This window comes from Leifsonia sp. YAF41 (assembly GCF_052113185.1).
GTDB lineage: Bacteria > Actinomycetota > Actinomycetes > Actinomycetales > Microbacteriaceae > Cryobacterium.
Genome location: NZ_JBFRCS010000002.1, coordinates 275,093 through 294,365 on the forward strand (window position 1 = coordinate 275,093; position 19,273 = coordinate 294,365).

16 protein-coding genes and 1 tRNA gene are annotated in these 19,273 nt (G+C 63.9%); 14 read left to right on the forward strand and 3 right to left on the reverse strand.

The features are described from left to right. Positions 1-41: 41 nt before the first annotated feature. On the reverse strand, positions 42-1,058 hold the full coding sequence (locus tag AB4Y63_RS03060; protein ID WP_441789560.1) for a LacI family DNA-binding transcriptional regulator: 1,017 nt from the start codon (positions 1,056-1,058) through the stop codon (positions 42-44). 181 nt (positions 1,059-1,239) lie between these two features. On the opposite strand from AB4Y63_RS03060, the gene AB4Y63_RS03065 reads away from it, so the two are divergent. The 11 genes from AB4Y63_RS03065 to AB4Y63_RS03115 all read left to right on the forward strand — a co-directional run bounded on the left by AB4Y63_RS03065 (position 1,240) and on the right by AB4Y63_RS03115 (position 12,575). Next, positions 1,240-1,324 (forward strand) — tRNA-Tyr (locus tag AB4Y63_RS03065). Between the two features lie 184 nt (positions 1,325-1,508). After that, positions 1,509-2,561: a threonine synthase gene (locus AB4Y63_RS03070; protein ID WP_441789561.1), complete on the forward strand. Its 1,053-nt coding sequence runs from the start codon at positions 1,509-1,511 to the stop codon at positions 2,559-2,561. A gap of 103 nt (positions 2,562-2,664) precedes the next feature. After that, a complete protein-coding gene (locus tag AB4Y63_RS03075) occupies positions 2,665-3,282 on the forward strand; it encodes a TetR family transcriptional regulator (RefSeq protein WP_441789562.1) in 618 nt (205 codons plus the stop codon). A gap of 207 nt (positions 3,283-3,489) precedes the next feature. Then, entirely contained in the window at positions 3,490-4,323 is an 834-nt protein-coding gene (locus AB4Y63_RS03080) for an inositol monophosphatase family protein (RefSeq protein ID WP_441789563.1), read from the forward strand. A 233-nt stretch (positions 4,324-4,556) separates the two neighbouring features. Then, complete coding sequence (locus tag AB4Y63_RS03085; protein WP_441789564.1) at positions 4,557-5,795, forward strand: peptidoglycan DD-metalloendopeptidase family protein; 1,239 nt, start codon at positions 4,557-4,559, stop codon at positions 5,793-5,795. Between the two features lie 316 nt (positions 5,796-6,111). Further along, positions 6,112-7,818, forward strand: coding sequence for an ABC transporter substrate-binding protein (locus tag AB4Y63_RS03090; protein WP_441789565.1), 1,707 nt, complete (start codon positions 6,112-6,114; stop codon positions 7,816-7,818). 64 nt (positions 7,819-7,882) lie between these two features. Further along, entirely contained in the window at positions 7,883-8,734 is an 852-nt protein-coding gene (locus tag AB4Y63_RS03095; protein ID WP_441789566.1) for an ABC transporter permease, read from the forward strand. After that, on the forward strand, positions 8,731-9,717 hold the full coding sequence (locus tag AB4Y63_RS03100) for an ABC transporter permease (RefSeq protein ID WP_441789567.1): 987 nt from the start codon (positions 8,731-8,733) through the stop codon (positions 9,715-9,717). The genes AB4Y63_RS03095 and AB4Y63_RS03100 overlap by 4 nt, the downstream gene beginning before the upstream one ends. Beyond that, positions 9,710-10,729 carry an ABC transporter ATP-binding protein gene (locus AB4Y63_RS03105; RefSeq protein WP_441789568.1) on the forward strand — a complete coding sequence of 340 codons (1,020 nt, stop codon included), beginning with the start codon at positions 9,710-9,712 and terminating at the stop codon, positions 10,727-10,729. Before AB4Y63_RS03100 ends, AB4Y63_RS03105 begins: the two co-directional genes overlap by 8 nt. After that, positions 10,726-11,727 (forward strand): ABC transporter ATP-binding protein, encoded by a 1,002-nt coding sequence (locus AB4Y63_RS03110; RefSeq protein WP_441789569.1) that lies wholly within the window; start codon positions 10,726-10,728, stop codon positions 11,725-11,727. The genes AB4Y63_RS03105 and AB4Y63_RS03110 overlap by 4 nt, the downstream gene beginning before the upstream one ends. 17 nt (positions 11,728-11,744) lie before the next feature. Further along, the gene (locus AB4Y63_RS03115; RefSeq protein ID WP_441789570.1) at positions 11,745-12,575 is read left to right on the forward strand and encodes an alpha/beta hydrolase; all 831 of its coding nucleotides are present in this window, start codon (positions 11,745-11,747) and stop codon (positions 12,573-12,575) included. A gap of 27 nt (positions 12,576-12,602) precedes the next feature. Here AB4Y63_RS03115 and AB4Y63_RS03120 read toward each other — a convergent pair whose 3' ends face one another. Together AB4Y63_RS03120 and AB4Y63_RS03125 are read right to left on the reverse strand one after the other, a co-directional pair. After that, positions 12,603-13,562 carry a LysR family transcriptional regulator gene (locus AB4Y63_RS03120; protein WP_441789571.1) on the reverse strand — a complete coding sequence of 320 codons (960 nt, stop codon included), beginning with the start codon at positions 13,560-13,562 and terminating at the stop codon, positions 12,603-12,605. Next, a complete protein-coding gene (locus tag AB4Y63_RS03125) occupies positions 13,559-15,232 on the reverse strand; it encodes a glycoside hydrolase family 13 protein (RefSeq protein WP_441789572.1) in 1,674 nt (557 codons plus the stop codon). The genes AB4Y63_RS03120 and AB4Y63_RS03125 overlap by 4 nt, the downstream gene beginning before the upstream one ends. A 174-nt stretch (positions 15,233-15,406) precedes the next feature. Between AB4Y63_RS03125 and AB4Y63_RS03130 the strand changes: the two genes are divergently transcribed. From AB4Y63_RS03130 to AB4Y63_RS03140, 3 genes are all read left to right on the forward strand, one after another. After that, on the forward strand, positions 15,407-16,648 hold the full coding sequence (locus AB4Y63_RS03130; RefSeq protein WP_441789573.1) for a sugar ABC transporter substrate-binding protein: 1,242 nt from the start codon (positions 15,407-15,409) through the stop codon (positions 16,646-16,648). Between the two features lie 87 nt (positions 16,649-16,735). Next, complete coding sequence (locus AB4Y63_RS03135; RefSeq protein ID WP_441789574.1) at positions 16,736-18,364, forward strand: ABC transporter permease subunit; 1,629 nt, start codon at positions 16,736-16,738, stop codon at positions 18,362-18,364. Further along, positions 18,364-19,269: a sugar ABC transporter permease gene (locus AB4Y63_RS03140; RefSeq protein ID WP_441789575.1), complete on the forward strand. Its 906-nt coding sequence runs from the start codon at positions 18,364-18,366 to the stop codon at positions 19,267-19,269. Before AB4Y63_RS03135 ends, AB4Y63_RS03140 begins: the two co-directional genes overlap by 1 nt. Positions 19,270-19,273: the final 4 nt, after the last annotated feature.

The window sequence follows — 19,273 nt, forward strand, 5'->3', positions numbered from 1 at the left end:
CGGGGCCGGTCGCGGATACCGCGGCGTCGGGCGCGGGCGATCTACTCTGCGGGGCGGGCCGTGCTGGAACGCACAATCAGTTTGACCGGGAGCGGGGTGTTCAGCTCCGACTGATCGTGCTGCCCGGGGTGCAGCCGATCGAGCAGAATCTCGACGGCCTTCTCACCTTGCCCCTGTGGGTATTGGGCGATGGTGCTCAGGCCGAAGAACTCGGCGAGTTCGTGGTCGTCGATGCCGACGATCGACACATCACGGGGCACTGAGAGCCCGAGATCGCGGGCGGCCAGGATGCTGCCGATCGCCATCTCGTCTGAGGCGGCGAAGATCGCCGTCGGCCGGCCATGCGGGCGGCCCAGAAGCTGCTTCGTGGCGTGATATCCGCCTTGAATCGTGAAGTCGGCGTCTTCGACCAGCTCGTCGTCAAGCGGGATGCCGGCGGCAGTGAGTGCCGCCTCGTAGCCGAAACGTCGGTTCGTCGGCAGGTGAAAGTCGAGGTCGTAGTGCTGGTTTCCGCCGATATGGGCGATGCGGGTGTGCCCGAGGGTCAGCAGATGCTCGGTTGCGAGGCGGGCCACGGCGACATCGTCGATCGCCAAGGTGCGCACGCCCTCGAGCGGGCCGCCGACGCCGACGAGCGGCTTGTTCAGAGCGTGCAGCCTGAAGATCTCATCTGCGGTGAGCTCGAGGGAGATCGCGATCACGGCATCCACTCTTTGGCGCAGCAGAAAATGTTCGAAGACACTCTGTCGCTCAACGCCGCCGCCAGTGAGGTTATAGAGGGTCAGGTCGTAGCCGTTGCGGAGGAGGGCGCGTTGGGCGCCTTCGACGACGCTGGTGAAGTACCACCGGTTCAGAAACGGAACGACAACGCCGATGTTCTTCATCCGACCGGATGCGAGGCTCGACGCCGTCGACGAGACGACGTAGCCGAGTTCGCGCGCAGCAGTCTCGACCTTGAGCTTGGTGCTCGGTGAGACGTGGCCGTTTCCACTCAGCGCACGCGACACAGTGGCGGTGGAGACGCCGGCGTACCGGGCAACCTCGGCGATGCCGATCATGGTTTTCCTTACCGGAAGAGGAGGGGAGATTGTAGGAATCATATCGAGGTGTGGCTTCAGATCGTGCGTAGACCAGGCGGAGGCGAATCGCCGTGAATTCCTGATTTCCTCAAATGCCCTGTGGCTTGTATCCTTGTCAACGCGTCTCCGGTCCGTGATTACACGAGGTCGGGTGCGCATTGGCGAGTTACCCAAGCGGCCAAAGGGATCTGACTGTAAATCAGACTGCTCAGCATTCGGGGGTTCGAATCCCTCACTCGCCACCACGACAAAAACCCCGGAATCACTGCGATTCCGGGGTTTTTCGTTTGTCGGTCGTAGGCTCCAGTCGTGACGGAAAAACAGAGACCGGAGGATCGCATGCCCGAGGGTCCGTTCGTGTTCGACCGGAGCGGACGACGATATCCCCTCACCGAACCACGATGGCGTGGTGATGACGGGAGCCCATTGATGCCGTCGGAGTTGCCCGGCATCCGTCCCGAACAGATCGACCGCTCCGAGCGATCGCAGTGGCGCTACCGCGCGGCGCTCCCGGAACTCTTCTCGCGCGAAATCTCCCTCGGAGAAGGTTCCACCCCTCTCCTCACTGTGGGGACCACGTTCGGTGAGCTGCGGGTGAAGACTGAGTGGTTCAATCCGAGCGGGAGCTTCAAGGACCGCGGGATGTCAGTGCTCATCTCCACCCTCGCGGCGCTGGGCATCGACGATTTTCTGGAAGACAGCTCCGGAAACGGTGGATCCTCCGCGGCGGCGTACGCGGCGGCCGCGGGGATGCACGCGCACATTCTCGTACCGCGCGGCACCTCGGCGGCCAAGCAGCAGCAGAGCCTGCTGTACGGAGCCACGGTCGAGGAATTCGATGGCACGCGCACCGAGACGGCGGCCGAGGCCGAGCGCCGGGCCCTCTCTGTCTTCTACGCGAGTCACAACTGGCATCCTGCCTTTCTGCAGGGCGTCAAGTTGATGAGCTACGAGATCTGGGAGGACCTCGGTTTCGTCGCTCCAGACAATGTCGTCGTTCCTGCGGGTGCCGGCAGCCTCGTTCTGGGACTGTCGCTCGGCTTTGGGGAACTGCTCCGCGCCGGTTCTATCGAACGGATACCGCGGATCTTCGCCGCGCAACCGGCGAACTGTGCGCCCCTGGTCGAGGCGTTCGAGCGCGGGGCGGCCGGCGTGGAGAGCGGGCGGCTTGACCGCTGGTCGCCGACGATCGCCGAGGGCGCCTCGATCGGCGCCCCGGTGCGCGACCGGGAGGTGCTTGCCGCGATACGGGCGTCCGGCGGTGGGCTGCACGCGGTGTCGGAGAGTGACATCGTCGCTGCGCTGCGCCACCTGCTGACACAAGGTCTCTTCACCGAACCGACGGGAGCCCTCGGATTCGCGGCGGCACTGCACTCTCTCGACACGGGGCTGATCACCGCGGGGGAGACGACGGTCGTCGTGCTCACCGGATCCGGGCTCAAGGCCGCGCAGGCCATGTCGCAGTTGATCGGTCAGCAATGAATCCGCCGACCGTCCGCTGAGAGAGCGCCTGTCTTGTACTGGCTGCTGCCGCGCTGCGCGTAATGTTTCTTCTCAACCATTCGCGTAGTTTCTGGAGGCAACCGTGTCGACACCGGGCGCCCGCTCCAGTGAGACGCGCGAACGCATCCTCGCCACCGCGGCCATCGAATTCGCCGAACGCGGCTACGCCGGCACCTCGATCGGCGACATCGCCGAGAAATCGGGAACCGGCAAGGGTCTGGTTCAGTACTACTTCAAGGCCAAGTCTGACCTCGCTGTGGCAATCGTGCAGAGCGCGTTCTCGCAAGCGCCGTTCGCCAATGTGCAGGGCGAGGTGCCTGTGAGCGGAATCGCCGCGATTGTCGCGTCGATCCGCAGCGTTGCCGCGGCGTTCCGTGATGACGTGCGGGTGCGGGCGGCGGTGCGGCTGGTGCGGGAGTTCGAACTGATTCCCGTCACCTTCCCCACCCCGTATGTCGGATGGATGGCGAAGATGGCTGAGCTGCTGCGCGAAGCGACCGCAGCGGGTGAGATTCCGCCCGGCCTCGACTTCGACCGCGAGGGCTGGCACCTCGTCGCAACGTTCACCGGCGTGCAGGAGACATCGCAACGGCTGACCGGCCGGGACGACCTCCCGGAACGCATCGAGGAGATGCTCGCTCGCGTGCTGCCGATCGTGGGCGTTGCCGACGTCGACAAGTACCTAGACCGCCGCGTGTGACGCCGGACTCTGCACGATTCTCGCATTACCCACCCCGTGTAGTACGGTCGTACTAAGGGGTTCGATGTGGGGGAAGCATCGAATTCGGCGCAGCGGCCGGGGGGCCGCTTGCGCCGTCCCCGAGCACCGGATGGTGCGCCAGGGTCGATCGGATCCCGGCTGCTCCCGGCTTGGCCGGCTCGCATCATTGCGCGCTAGCGTGGGTGGATGACGACACCTCCAGCAGCAGCGCTTCTGAACCTCGCCCGTGACACCGCCCTCGCGGCAGGAGATCTCGTGCGCACCCGGCGTGCCGAAGGCGTTGACATCGCCGCCTCGAAATCGTCGCCGGAAGACATCGTCACCAATGCCGACCGGGAGAGCGAGGTGCTCATCCGCCGGTTGCTGGCTAAGGCGCGACCGAACGATGGTTTCTTCGGCGAGGAATCGGATGCCACGGCGGGCTCGAGCGGTCTGACCTGGGTCGTCGACCCGATCGACGGCACGGTCAATTACCTCTACGGCATTCCTTCCTATGCGGTGAGCATTGCCGTCGTCGAGGGAGACGCCGACCCGGCGACCTGGACCACGCTCGCCGGCGCCGTGCTCAACCCGGCCACCGGCGAACTGTTCACCGCCTCGGCCGGCGGCGGATCGTTCCTGGGTGAACGTGCGTTGCAGGTCAGAGCGGGAGTCGAGCTGCCGCTGGCCCTGGTGGGCACCGGGTTCGGGTATTCGGCGCCCCGTCGCGTGCGGCAGGCGCAGGTCGTGGCCGGACTGATCGGCGAGGTGCGGGACATCCGTCGGATGGGGGCGGCGGCCCTCGATCTGTGCTCGGTGGCCGCCTCGCGGCTGGATGTTTATTACGAACGTGGACTCAGCCCGTGGGACCACGCCGCTGGAGCGTTGGTGGCGCGCGAAGCGGGAGCGCGGGTCGGTGCCTTCGGCGAGGATCGGGAGGGCAACGATCTCGTGATCGCGGCGGCCCCCGACCTCTACGCTCGCTTCGAACCCCGCCTGTCGCAACTTTTCACAGAATTTATGGATGAGAGCCTGAGTTAGTTTCTGCACCCGTCGTCGGCCCCGGGATTCCGGGGCGAGCCGTGGGGTGCCCCTCGAACGCGGGACGAATCCGACTGGCCCGTACCCCCTCTTCCGGGGTGATTTGGTGCCGCTCGGTTGGAATTCTCAGGTTTCGCGGGATAGCCTCGTCAGGTTCCGTTATTTTTCGTTACTTTTGGCGTTGGCCAGAAGACGCGCTTCATACGTCAACCAACTCTGAGAGATTCCCCGTTTTGACACGTCATTCCACTGAGCCAGACACCCTCGTGTCGGCCCTGGATGACCTCAAAACAGCAGAGAATCCTCCCCTGACTCGCCGCGAGCTTCGCGAGCGCGAACGTCAGATGCTTCCCGTGCTTCAGCCCGAGACCGCCGAGCTGACGACGTCGACGGCCGTGATCGCCGTGATCGACAGTTCGGCAAACACTCACACGACCGAGATTCTGCTTCCGGTTGCGTCGACGCTCCCGACGACCGAACGACTGGCCCCCCGGTCGGAATCGGTGCCGGAAGAGCGCGTCTCTGAGCGACGTTCCGCACGCCGAGCCGCAACGGCTCAGCCGACCAGCAAGCCGGCAAGCAAGACCGCCGGCAAGCCGACCCGCGCCGCCGCCGCGGCGCCCGGCTCGTCACGACGAGCGCACCGCACCTCCCACTCCACCTCCGCACGGGCCGAGTCTGCTCGCCCCGCCGCACCGGCCTGGACCCCCACTCGTTCGATCGCCCCGGCCTCCCGGCCGCCGCGCTCAACCGCTGGGCGTGTCAAAGGACTGGCCGCCAAGGGCGCCAGCATGGCTGTGCTCGCCGTCGTCGCCTTAATGACCGTCTCCACCTCGCTTCCGGCTGAAGCGCTGTTATCGTCGGCCGACGTGCAGACCGCGGCCCTCGCAATGAAGGCGCCGACGTCAGTCGAGGGCCAGAAGATCAATGTCGCCGCTGGCGCCGGCACGATCACCGTGCAGCGTGACGGCTACGAGTCGAAGTCGATCGCCGAGGTCGCAGCCGCCAGCGGCATCCGCTTGGAAGCAACCTTCACCAACAACCCGAACGGCACGATTCAGTGGCCGTTCGCTGTCGGTGTGCACGTCGGCGACCATTTCGGCTTCCGCGACTGCGCCGGCTGCTCGTCGAATCACGGTGGACAGGACTTCAACCCGGGAATCGGCGCTCCGATCCAGGCCATCGCCGACGGCGTTGTGAGCCTTGCCGAAGACGGCGAAGGCAGCCTCGGCGTGCACATGATGATCGACCACGTCATCGACGGTAAGACGGTCACCAGCGTCTACGCGCACATGATCCACGGCTCGATGCTGTTCAACACCGGTGACGTCGTCAAGGTCGGTCAGGTAATCGGCAAGACCGGCAACACCGGTATGTCGACCGGTCCCCACCTGCACTTCGAAATCCGTCTCGGCGGCATCAACGGAACCAAGACAGACCCGCTGGTCTGGCTGCGCGAGAACACCAACTAGCCGCACCCGCTCTGACTGCTCCCGGCCCGCCCTGTGCGGGCCTTTTGTGTTCGACGCTGAGGCTGACTCGCACTCATCGTTGACGTTTCGATCGCAGTGCAGAGGGGCAGTGCGCAATTCAGCCTGCGTTTTCGTTCCGGCCTCTGGTGGCATAGAGTCGCTAGTGCGATCCTCCCGTTCGTTTAGATTTTCTTCACAGTCATGTGCAGAAAGGCTCGATGGACGCTGAGCAGCTGTGCCGAACAAACTGGCAGTCCTGATACCAACTCGCGGGGTTTTCTCCGTCGTGACCAGAACTGACAGAAAGTGCGATCACATGCCGAATCGTTCACGGAAGCTGTTGTGCGGAGCCCTGGCCTTGGCCACAATTGTCGCTCTCGCCGGGTGCAACGCGAATACCACGGATGCAACCGAGGTTGCACCGCAGAACAATCACACCGCCATGGACTCTGTTCCGGAGGGCGGAACCCTTCACTACCTGTCTCGCCGAGCCAACGAGAGCTTTGAGACGGCCAGTGCGCAGATGGTCGCGACCAGCCGCATCCACTGGGTGCACCGGGGCCTCACGTCATGGAAGACGTTCCCCGATCAAGACACGGAACTCGTGCCCGACCTGGCCACCGACACAGGGACGACCTCGGACGGAGGACAGACGTGGACGTACGTGATTCAAGACGGGCTGAAGTACTCAGATGGCACGGTGATCACTGCCCAAGACCTGAAGTACGGGATCGAGCGGTCGTTCGCCCCGATGTTCCAGGGCGGTCTCGGCTACCACAAGACACTGCTCGTCGGCGGTGACAGCTACGAGGGACCGTATGACGGCCAGAGCCTCGACTCGATCGAGGTCGTCGATGACCACACGATCGTTTTCCACCTCACTCGCCCGTTCGGCAATTGGCCATGGATCGTGAGCATGCCGGCGTTCTCGCCGGTACCGCAATCGGCCGACACCAACCCGGCAAAGTATGCCGAGAATCCAGTGGCGAGCGGCCCTTACCGCATCGAATCCTTCGCAAAGGGCTCGCAGGCCGTGCTGGTGCGGAACGATTACTGGGACCCGAAAACCGACCGGGCTCGGTTCGGCGGCCCCGACAAGATCATCATCGACATGGGACTCAACAACGACACGATCGTGCAGCGCCTCGTCGACGACAAGGGAGACGACAAAGATGCGATCAGCAACGCCCTGATCTCGCCCTCGCAATTCCAACGGATCTCCTCCGACCCGAGCATCGCCTCGAGACTCGCCAACAGCCCGTCCGGCTACCTGCGCTACATAGCGCTGAATAGCACGAGACCCGCACTTCAAGACCTTCGGGTGCGTCAAGCAATCAACTACGCCATCAACAAGTCGGAGCTTCAGAGCGTCTACGGCGGCCCGAAATTCGGTGGTGAACTGACCTCGACGATCATGACCCCCGGACTCCCCGGCTACACCCCCTTCAACCTGTATGACGGTGGACCCAGCGGAGACGTCAAGAAGGCCACCCAACTGCTCGCCGATGCCGGTGTCTCGGAGCTGACCCTTTCGCTCGCTTACCCAGCCGACGTCAGCGCGATTGAGGAGAAGGAAGCCAAGAGCATCAAGAACTCTTTGGCCAAGGTCGGGATCACCGTTGAGCTGAATGCCCTCGACTCTGATAGCTGGTTCGAACTCGTCTCGACCGTCGGCGGCGACTACGACATGACGACGTCGGGCTGGGGAGCTGACTTCCCGAGCGGGATGAGCAATATCCAGCCGCTTTTCGCCACCAGCGCGATCGGCAATGGCGGTGGCAACGCGTCGCAGTACTCGAACCCGGAGGTCGATGCGGCCATGGAGCGTGCCATCTCGGAGCCCGAACTGGACAAGGCGAACAAGATGTGGGCTGATATCGACAAGCAGATCATGCAGGACGCCCCGATCGTTCCGATCCTCGTGCAGCGCACGCAAGCTCTTGCCGGGTCGAACATACTCAACCATTTCATTCCGGCGTACCCCCCGTTCGTCAACGAAATGGTTGTCGGTGTCGCTCACTGACACCGCGAGCGAGCAGGTCCGGTCCCGATCGATCGCGCGGAGATTCGCTGAGAAGCGCTCCGGGATGATCGGGCTGGTTCTGCTCGCGGTGCCGCTGGCGGCGGGGCTTCTCGCCCCGCTGTTGGCGGCGCTTGAAGGCCAAGATCCCTATTCCTTTCATACCGACGCGCTTGATCCAGATGGCGGGCGACCTCTCGGGGCGCTCGGCGGTGTCAGCCCCGAACACTGGCTGGGCGTCGTGCCGGTCACCGGCAACGACCTGTTCTCCCAGATCGTCTACGGCATCCGTTCCTCCCTCTTCATCGCATTCGGAGCGAGCCTGATCTCGATCGCGATCGCGGCGTTGCTGGGAACCGCGATGGGCTTCTTCGGCGGATGGTTCAGGTCTGCGATGGGCCGAGTCATCGACCTGATGTTCGGTTTTCCCGGACTCATGTTCGTGATCGCCATCATGGTGCTCGTGCCGCCGGAATTTCCGCGCGAGCTCCTGTTGGTGCTGGTGCTCGCCTTCTTCGGCTGGCCGGTGGGAGCTCGAATCATCGGCGCCCAGGCTGCGGCGATCAACGCGCGCGATTTCCTTGAGGCCGCCCGAGCGTCTGGTGCTCCGCCCTGGCAGATCATTCGCCGGGAGATGCTTCCGCACTTGCTCAGCCTGATCGTCGTGCTCTTCGTCATGTCGCTGCCGGCGAACGTCAGCGCCGTCGCCGGGCTTTCATTTCTCGGCGTCGGACTGCGCGGCGACGTGCCTGATCTCGGCAAGCTGCTTGCCGATTCCCTTCCCTGGATCTACAGCGGCGCCGATGTCTGGTACATGCTCTTTCCCGGCGCCGTCATTTTCTGCATCGTTCTGGGGGCGACCCTGGCCGGCGATGCCCTGCGTGATGTTCTCGATGTGCAGATGGAGGAGCACTCATGATCCTCTATGTTCTACGCCGAATCGCCACCGCGGTTGTCATGCTGCTGTCGATCGCTTTCGTCACCATCGCTTTGTTCTTCGGAGCCTCGCGGGATCCGGCCAGGGCCATGTGCGGAAAACCGTGCAGCGCAGATTCCCTGGCCAAAGTGCGCGCCTACATGCAGACCGATCAAGGCATCCTGTGGCAATATCTCGAATTTCTGAAGGGCCTCGTTCTCGGTCGCACTTACGGCGAGGGCGCCCAACAGGTCAACTGCAACGCACCGTGCTTCGGCTACTCCTTTCCCAATCAGACGGATGCGACAACCCTGATCTGGGAACGGCTGCCGGTCACCCTGTCGATGACGATCGGGGCAGCGATTCTTTGCCTCATTGTGGGACTCGGCTTGGGCGCACTCGCGGCGATTCGTCGCGGCGGGGCAATCGATAGGTTTTCGACCGGATTCGCGCTGTTCGGGCTCTCGGTGCCGACATTCCTCATCGGTCTGCTTGTCGTGCAGTTCTTCGGATTCAACCTCAACATGCTGCCGTACTCTGGCTACGTTCCCTTCTCCGAGTCTCCGGGGCTCTGGGCCTGGCATCTCATCGGGCCGTGGATGGTTCTCTCGATCATGCTGTCCGCGAGCTACATCCGAATCACCCGGAATCAGCTGCTCGGCGAACTATCGGCGGACCACCTGGTCTCGATGACGGCGCGTGGTGCGCCACGTCGACGCGTGCACTCTCACGCCATGCGGGCCGTCCTCATCCCGGTGGTCACCATGTTCGCCCTCGACCTTGCTGCGCTTCTGGGCGGTGCGGTCATTACCGAGAAGGTCTTCAGCATTCACGGATTGGGCGACCTGCTGCTCTCCGCAGTGACGGGGTCTGATCTGGGCCTCGTCGTCGGGATCACCCTGTTCTCAGCCTTCTTGATCATCATCGGCAACCTCGTCGCCGATCTTCTGCTTCCGCTACTCGACCCGAGGATCCGACGTGCCTGATATCGCATTGAGCATTGACCGACTCTCCATCTCGTTCTCCGTCGCCGGCAGAACCGTTCAAGCCGTGCGGGACGTGTCGCTGGAGATTCCGAGCGGGCAGACGTTGGCATTGGTCGGGGAGTCCGGTTCGGGAAAGTCGATCACCGGTCGCGCTGCCATGCGATTGCTTCCGGCGACGGCACGCGCGACGGGACGCATCCTGGTCAACGGGCGAGATGTGCTCGCCGCCGACGAACAGGCGCTGCGGCGGATTCGTGGCAGCGACATCGCCATGGTCTTCCAAGACTCTCTCTCGGCACTGAGCCCCTATCTCACCGTCGGCGAGCAGATCATTCAGGCGGTGCGCTTCCATGACGCGACGGTGTCCAAGGCCCGCGCTTTCGAGCGCGCCGTTGAGATGCTTGACAGGGTCGGCATCCCGGAGCCTCGTCACCGGGCGAAACAGTATCCGCACGAGTTCTCCGGCGGGATGCGGCAGCGTGCGGTCATTGCGATGGCGCTGGTCAACGAGCCGGCGGTGCTCATCGCCGATGAACCGACGACGGCGCTCGACGTGACAGTCCAAGCGCAGATTCTCGACCTGATGCGGCGGCTCCAGCAGGAGATGGGCATGGCGATGTTGCTGATCACCCACGACTTCGGCGTCGTGGCCAAGGCGGCGGACCGAGTTCTGGTGCTTTACGCAGGGGAAGAAGTCGAAACCGGCAGCCTTCGCGACATTTTCGAACAGCCGGCGCATCCGTACACGGCCGGACTTCGGGCCGCGACGCCGCGCCTAGATCGCGGTGCGCCCCGGCGGCGTCTTGTCGCGATCCCCGGTGTTCCCACCTCGCTTCCCGACGCCCCGGACGGATGCTCTTTCGCGCCGCGTTGTTCGTTTAAAGGACTCGTCGGAGATCGCTGTCACGACGAGGCACCGATCGCGGTTCCTCGGGAGGGCAGCGACCCGGTCGTCGCCCATCGAGCGGCATGCCATCTCAGCGACTTGCCGGTCAAGGAGGGCGCCCGATGAGCGATCCAATTTTGGAGATGACCGCTGTATCCAAGCGATTCGGGGGAGCCGCGGGACTCACTGCCCGGCGCAGTTCCGTCTACGCCGTCAACGAGGTGAGCCTGCACGTTGGGCGGGGCGAGGGAGTAGGACTGGTTGGCGAGTCGGGGTCCGGAAAATCCACCCTGGCCCGATTGGCGAACGGACTGCTGAGGCCGACCTCCGGCCGGGTCGTCGCTGCCGGGCAGGACGTGAGCCGGCTGTCGAATCGGGAACTCCGGGCGCTTCGTCGCACGGTTGCGATGGTCTTCCAAGATCCGTTGGCATCGTTGAACCCCCGGCAGAACGTGAGGCAGATTCTCGAGAACGTCTTTCGTGCGCATGGTGAGCCGGTCTCCGTCTCCGAGCTGGTCGCTCTGCTCGAATCGGTCGGTTTGACGCGCGACTACCTGCGTCGTTACCCGCATGAGGCCTCGGGCGGTCAGCTTCAGCGCATCGCCATTGCCCGAGCGATCGCGCTCAAGCCGAAGCTCATCATCGCCGACGAACCGACCTCCGCACTCGACGTCTCGGTGCGCGCGCAGATTCTCAACCTGCTCGCCGACCTGCAACGTGACCATGGGATTTCGTTTCTCCATGTCAGCCATGATCTCGCCGTCATCAGGTTGTACACGGACAGGGTCGCGGTGATGTATCTCGGGCGAATCGTCGAGGTCGCCTCAGCCGATCGCATCTTCGACGCGCCCCGGCATCCCTACACGCAGGCGCTGGTGGCGGCGACTCCTGAAGCTGACCTCGAACCCGCGAAGCCGAGCGCCGTCGGCGGGCATCTGCCCAGCCCGCTGACGTTGATGAGCGGATGCGCGTTTGCGAGTAGGTGTCCATTCGTCCAGCAAATCTGCCGCACCGTCACACCCGTGCTCGGCGGCACTGAACATCAAGTCGCGTGCCACAATCCGCAGGACGTGGCTGTTGAACCATCAAACTATGAACGGGCCGTTCCGCGCCCGTCTGCCTAGAGACTGGAAGAGAATAAGTGGGAACTGATCTGTTCGTCAGAGAGTACGGTCGTCGCGCATCAGAGGCGCCATCAGTCTTGATCCTTCATGGCGCTGTCGAATCGGGGGAGTGCTGGGGCGACGCCGTCGATCGATGGGGCGGCAGCTTTAACATCGTTGCTCCTGATGCCCGCGGTCACGGGAAATCGCCGGGGATGGCGCCGGAACACGCGGGAATACCTTCGACCGACGTCATGGTGGCCGACGCTATCGACATCCTGAGCGATCTCTTGGAGTCATCCGGCAGAAAGACACTGATCGTCGGTCACTCGATGGGGGCACGCATCGCCGCGTTCGTCGCCGCCGATGCACCGCACCTCGTCGCGGGAGTCGTCCTCGAGGATCCGCCGTGGTGGGTGCCAGAAGACGGGCCGAATCCCTGGCTCAGCGTCGAACCACGCCTTGAAGACCCGTTTGACTATGCCGACACGATGTCCCTCGACGAGCTCGTCGCAATGCAGCGCAGTCAGAACGCGGCGTGGCCGGAGTCGGAGCTGCGTCCGCTCGCCGAAGCGATGAAGAACGTCGACAACGAATACATGGCTCGCCGGCTTCACGAGAAGCGCCGGTTCTGGACTCCCACGGCGCGCCAGATCACCGTCGGCCCAGCGGGAGTGCCGGCGATGCTGATCACCGGCAGCGGTGACGTCATCGTCGATCGCCACAGCCGGGACCTGTTGAACGCGGTCGCTCCCGGTTTCGACGTCGTGGTCATCGAGGGTGCGCACCACTGTGTGAGACGCGATCGCGGCGATGAGTACCACCGGCACGTCGACCGTTTCTTGGCCGAGAATTCCCCTTCCGTCTGAATCATCGACGGCACCGGCATCGGCGCGTTACTCGACGTTGATGGTGTCGGAACGGGCGAGTGGGCCGTGCGCTTCCGATTCTGCAGGAGTGAGCACGGCCCGCATCGCGTCGAGACCGGCCTGAATCACCGGATGCCCCTGGTTGTCGCGGCGCGCGGCCACCGTCACCTTGCGAAGCGGCGCGATGCCGCGGGTCGGAAGCACCGACACCCACTCGGAGTCCGTCGCAGTGAGTGCAGATTCCGGAACCAGACAGATCCCCGCCTCGGCGATGACCAAGGAAATCGCTGCGCGGTAGTCATCTGACACATGCGAGATGGCGGGATGGAAGCCAACTTCTGCGCACGCCTGCAGCACCATCGAGCGGCACGGGTTACCAGGCGACGGCATGATCCAACCGTCGTCACGCAGTTGCGTCAGCTCGATCCCGTCGGTCGAATCGGCGAGCGGATGGCTGAGTGGAATTACCGCCTTGAATCGCTCGATGTACAGCGGAAACTTCAAGATCTCCGGGGAGTCCCGCTCGGGATCGGCGTTGTACTCAAGACTCACCGTCATGTCGACGTCACCGCGCATCAGCATGCGGTGGCTCATATGAGCCTCCGCATCGACCACCTTCACCTGGATGCCGGGTGCGACGGCGCGCAGTTCGACGATGGCCGGGGCGACGACCCAGCTGATGGCCGTCGGAAAAGCGGCAATCGACAATTGACCCAGCGTGCCCTCTGAGTGAGAGGCCAACTCGGCCTCCGCCAACTTCAGCCGCGAGTTGATCTCCTCAGCGTGCTCGGCGAGAATTCGGCCGGCCGGTGTCAGTTTCAACCGACGGCCGGTGCGCAGAACAATGGCTTGGCCGACCTCGCGTTCGAGGGCGGCGAGTTGCTGCGACACGGCAGACGGCGTGAGGTGCAGGGCGCTCGCCGTAGCGGTCACCGACTCCGAAAGCACGAATGCCCGGAGGATCAGCAGTCGCCGCGGATCGATCACATAGCTAACCATACTGTGGTGTCGCCCGGCAGTAGATCGCCGTCGAGGGGCCCACTCGCGAGCAGCTGTTTTCCGGCCGGGAGGGTGACGGATGTCGCCCCCGTGTTGGCGATCACCGTGACCGTACCATTCGTGAGTGCGACGACCTCATCGCTGAAGCCATCCAGCCAGTTCACGTTTCCCCAGCCGAGCTGGTGCTCTCGACGCAGACGGAGCGCGAGCCGGTACAGCTCGAGCGTTGAGCCGGGTACGTCAACCTGCACGTCGCGGGCGAGAAGTGCCCACTCCTTCGGCTGCGGCAACCAGCTCGCCGCTGTCGGGCCAAATCCATACGAGGCGCCGTCGGCCGTCCACGGGATCGGCACGCGGCATCCGTCACGTCCGTAGCGTTCACCGTTCGTGCGAAACCACGTGGGGTCTTGGCGGGCGGCGTCGGGGAGATCGATGACCTCGGGGAGCCCGAGTTCCTCACCCTGATAGAGATAGCTGGAGCCAGGCAGCGCCAGCATCAGTGCGGTCGCGGCACGCGCCCGGCGGAGGCCGAGTGCCGGGTCGGGCAGGCCAGGGGTCTTCGGCCCGATTCCGTGCCCCTGCAGGTTCTCTGCGGTCAGCGCAAGCCGGGAGGCGTGGCGCACCACGTCGTGGTTGGAAAGAACCCAGGTGCTCGGGGCTCCGACCGCGCCGAATGCCTCAAGCGACTCGTCGACCACATGGCGCAGTGCCGGCGCATTCCACGGGGTCTCGAGGTAGGCGAAGTTGAAGGCCTGGTGCATTTCGTCGGGCCGCACCCACTTGGCAACCTCGGAAAGCGGGTCGACCCAGGCCTCGGCGGCGAGCACCCGGTCGCCCGGGTACTCGGCAAGAAGCTGGTGCCAGTCGCGGTAAATCTCGTGCACGCCGTCTTGAGCCCAGTAGGGGGCGGGTGCCGGCGGCTCGGCGCTGATCTCGGGTTCCAGCGTGGCGCTGCCACCACCCATGCTGCCGCCTTCGGCCGGCGGCGTGTAGTCGGGCAGGCCATCGGCCTTGATCATGCCGTGAGCCACATCGACGCGGAACCCGTCGACGCCGCGATCGAGCCAGAAGCGCAGGATGTCGCGGAACTGCTCGCGCACCCAGGGGTTGTTCCAGTCGAGATCGGGCTGAGTGGTGTCGAACAGGTGCAGATACCACTGCCCCGGCGTGCCATCCGCCTCGGTCACGCGGGTCCAGGCTTCGCCGCCGAAGACCGACTCCCAGTTGTTCGGTGGGAGTTCGCCGTTTTCGCCGGTGCCCTCACGGAAGAGGTAGCGCCCGCGTTCCTCGCTGCCGGGCCCTGTGGCGAGGGCGGCCTGGAACCAGGCGTGCTCGCTGGAGGTGTGGTTCGGAACGAGGTCGACGATCACACGGATGCCGAGGGCGTGCGCCCCGGTGAGCATCATGTCGAAGTCGGCGAGCGTGCCAAAGAGGGGGTCGACATCGCAGTAGTCGGCGACGTCGTATCCGGCGTCGCGCTGGGGCGAGGTGTAGAACGGCGAGAGCCAGATCGCGTCGATGCCCAGCTGAGCCAGCGCCGGAAGTCGATGGGTGATGCCGGCCAGGTCTCCCATTCCGTCGCCGTTGGCGTCGGCAAACGAGCGCGGATAGATCTGATAAATAACGGCGGTTCTCCACCACTCTGTGTTGCCTGTCATGAGGGACACACTACGGCATCCACTCAGCAATGGAAGCGTTTGCACTAGTTCGCATACGAGGAATTGTCACGAACTGATCTCGATCTCTATTCCTTGCTTTGTCAAGGCCGAACTGAGAGGCTATAAATGTAATCGCTTGCAGTTTTGCGGCAATCTCTACGAAAGGCAACACCAATGACGGTGAAAAAGATGGGCTTGCGTGCTGCTGGTGCAGTTGCGGTCGTCGCCTCCCTGGCCCTGGCCGGATGCTCAGCTAGTACAGCGGGGGCGGGTGCTGGAGACGGCGCTGCAGCATCCTCGAGCACCCTGACCGTCTGGGTTGACGCCGAGCGCGTCGACGCATTGAAGGACGCGGCAGCGGCATACCAGAAGAAGACCGGCGTCGAGGTGAACCTCGTTTCCAAAGACGTCGCCAAGATCAAGGATGACTTCATCCAGCAGGCTCCGACCGGTAAGGGCCCCGACGTCGTCATGGGCGCTCATGACTGGCTCGGCGAGCTCGTCACCAACGGCGTCGTCTCGCCGATCGAACTCGGCGACAAGGCTGCAGACTTTCTGCCCGTCGCCATCAACGCCGCGACCTACGACGGCAAGGTCTACCAGCTGCCGTACGCGGTCGAGAACCTGGCGCTGCTGCGCAATGCCGACCTCGCCGCAACCGCACCGGCCAGCTATGACGAGATGATCGCAGAGGGCACCGCGGCAGGTGTCACCTACCCGTTCGTCGTCGAGCAGGGCACCGACGGCAACCCGTACCACCTCTACCCGTTCCAGACCGGCTTCGGCGCTCCCGTCTTCGGCACCGACGCATCCGGCGGCTACGACTCCACGAAGCTCGAGCTCGGCAACGCCGGTGGCGAGGCATTCGCGACCTGGCTCGGCGGCCAGGGCAAGAACGGAACCGGCGTTTTCAACACCGAGATCACCGGCGACATCGCGAAGGAAGCCTTCACGAGCGGCAAGGCGGCATTCTGGCTGACCGGCCCGTGGAACGTCGGCGCTGCGACGGATGCCGGCATCAACGTGGCCGTTGACGCCATCCCGAGCCCCGGCCCCGAGACGGCACAGCCGTTCGCCGGTGTGAAGGGCTTCTTCATTAACGAGCAGAGCAAGAACAAGGTTGCCGCCAACGACTTCCTCGTCAACTACATCGCCACTAAAGATGTGCAGCTCTCCCTCTTCAAATCAGGCAACGTTCTCCCGGCACTGACCGCAGCGGCCGAAACGGCTTCTGAAGACCCGATCGTCGCAGGATTCGCGGCAGCGGGCGCCAACGCGGTTCCGATGCCGGCCATCCCGGCAATGGGCCAGGTCTGGCAGTACTGGGGCATCGCAGAGGCAGCCATCATCAACGGTGCCGACCCGGTCGCCACCTGGCAGAAGCTGGCTGCCGACGTGCAGGCAGCAATCGGCTAACAGCATCACCTGAAGCCCCCGGGTCGCCGGTACACGGCAGCCCGGGGGCTTTTCTCCGCCAGAACAAGACTTGGGAAAGTACGAACCATGAGCACCACCCTTGAAGAAGAGGAAGCCGTCGCCGCCGGCCCCGTGAAACCGCCGACCACACAGCAGAAGCGGGCTGCACGCATCGCGGACTCGGCATCCGTCGGCATCACAACCCTGCTGATCAAGATCGTGTCCCTCGGCCTCGTCGACGCCATCGCCGTCTATGCCCTCTTCATTCTGTTCGCGCAGAAGGAGTGGCTGATCGGCGCGCTGGTGGCCGTCGTGACCGTCCTGGTCAACTGGATCTACTTCTCCAAGCGCAAACTGCCGGCCAAGTACCTGACGCCCGGTGTGATCTTCCTCGTCATCTTTCAGATCTTCGTCATCGGGTACACCGGCTATATCGGCTTCACCAACTACAGCACCGGCCACAACTCCGACAAAGACCAGGCCGTCTCCGCCTTGATGAACTCGGCACTCGAGCGGGTTCCCGACTCGCCGACCTACGCGGTCACCGTGCTCGACCGGGCCGGTCAGCTCAACCTGCTCGTGACCGATCCCGACGGAGAGGTGAGTGTCGGAAACGCCGAGACGCCCCTTGAGCCCATGGACGACGCCACGATGGAGGGCGGCACGGCCGTCGCGCTCGACGGCTACACCACGTTGAACTTCGCTGAGGTGCTCCAACGCACCGATGAACTCACCGCGATGTCGGTGCCGTTTTCCAGCGATCCCAACGATGGCGCGCTCCGCACGCCTGACGGCAGCAGCGCCTACGTCTACAGTTCGACGCTCGAATACGATGCCACGGCAGACACCATGACGGATGTCACCACTGGCACGGTCTACACGGACACCGGTGAAGGCGCCTTCGCGGCCCCCGACGGCACCCAGCTGCTTCCGGGCTGGAAGGTCAATGTCGGATTCGACAACTTTGTTCGGGCGTTCACCGAGGAGAGCATCCGTGGTCCGCTGATCAGCGTCACAATCTGGACGTTCGTCTTCGCGCTCGTCTCGGTGGCCTCGACCTTCTTCCTCGGCCTCTTCTTGGCGATCGTGTTCAATGACAAGCGGATGCGCGGGCGCAAATTCTATCGCGTCGCGATGATCCTTCCGTACGCCTTTCCCGCCTTCCTCTCCGCCCTGGTCTGGGCCGGAATGTTGAGCGAGAGCTTCGGCTTCGTCAACCAGGTCTTGCTCGGGGGCGCCTCCATCCCGTGGCTGACTGACCCCACGCTGGCGAAGTTCAGCGTCTTGTTCGTCAATCTGTGGCTCGGCTTCCCCTACATGTTCCTGGTTTGTACGGGGGCGCTGCAGTCGATYCCGGAGGAACTCGAGGAGGCGGCCACCGTCGACGGCGCCAGACCGTGGGCCGTGTTCCGGCTGATCAAACTGCCGCTGCTGCTTGTGACCGTTGCGCCGCTTCTGATCGCGTCGTTCGCCTTCAACTTCAACAACTTCAACCTCATCTATATGTTGACCGGCGGCGGGCCACGTGACGCGGCGGCGAGCGTCAATGTCGGATCCACCGACATCCTGATCTCGATGGTCTACAAGGTCGCTTTCACCGGTCAAACCCGTGATTACGGCCTGGCGAGCGCGTTCTCGATCATCATCTTCATTCTGGTCGCCGTCATCGCGATCGTCAGCTTCAGAAAAACGAAGGCGTTGGAGGAACTGAACTAATGCCCGTCATCACCACAGAGTCAGGGGAGTCCGTCTCCACCCGGCGTCCGTTCAACTTCAGCCGCTGGTTCCGGGCAACGGGGTGGCGGCACCTCATCGGCGTCATCATGGTCGTGTTCTCCGTATTCCCGTTGCTCTACGTGCTCTCCGCGTCGCTCAACCCGGCCGGAACCCTCACCGGGTCGAACGCGCTCTTCTCCACGATCGGCTTGGGCGCGTACGAGCGGCTGCTGAACAATCCGGATCAGCCCTTCGCCGCCTGGTTCGTCAACACGCTGATCATTGCCGGCATCACGGCCCTCGCCACGGTCTTTCTGGGCGCCCTCGCCGCGTATTCCTTCTCGCGGATGCGCTTCACCGGGCGCCGCACCGGGCTGTTGACGATCGTGCTCGTGCAGATGTTTCCGCAGCTTCTGGCGGTCGTGGCGATCTTCTTGGTGATGAGCAAGATCAGTGACATCTTTCCGGCGATCGGGCTGAACACCCACATCGGGTTGATCATGGTCTACCTGGGTGGAGCCCTCGGGGTGAACACCTACCTGATGTACGGCTTCTTCAACACCGTGCCGTCATCGATCGACGAGGCGGCGAAGATCGACGGCGCCGGGCACGCCCGCATCTTCTTCACGATCATCCTGCGGCTGGTTGGCCCGATTCTCTCCGTCGTCGCGCTGCTCTCGTTCATCGGCACCACCAACGAGTTCGTCGTGGCCAGCGTGCTGCTCATCGACCCGGAGAAGCAGACCCTCGCGGTCGGCCTCTACAAGCTCGTCTCGAACCCCAACTATGCAGACTGGAGCGCGTTCTCGGCCGGTGCCGTCATTGCGGCACTCCCGGTGATGGCCCTGTTCTTGTTCTTGCAGAAGTACATTGTCGGTGGCCTGACGGCCGGATCAGTCAAGTAAGGTT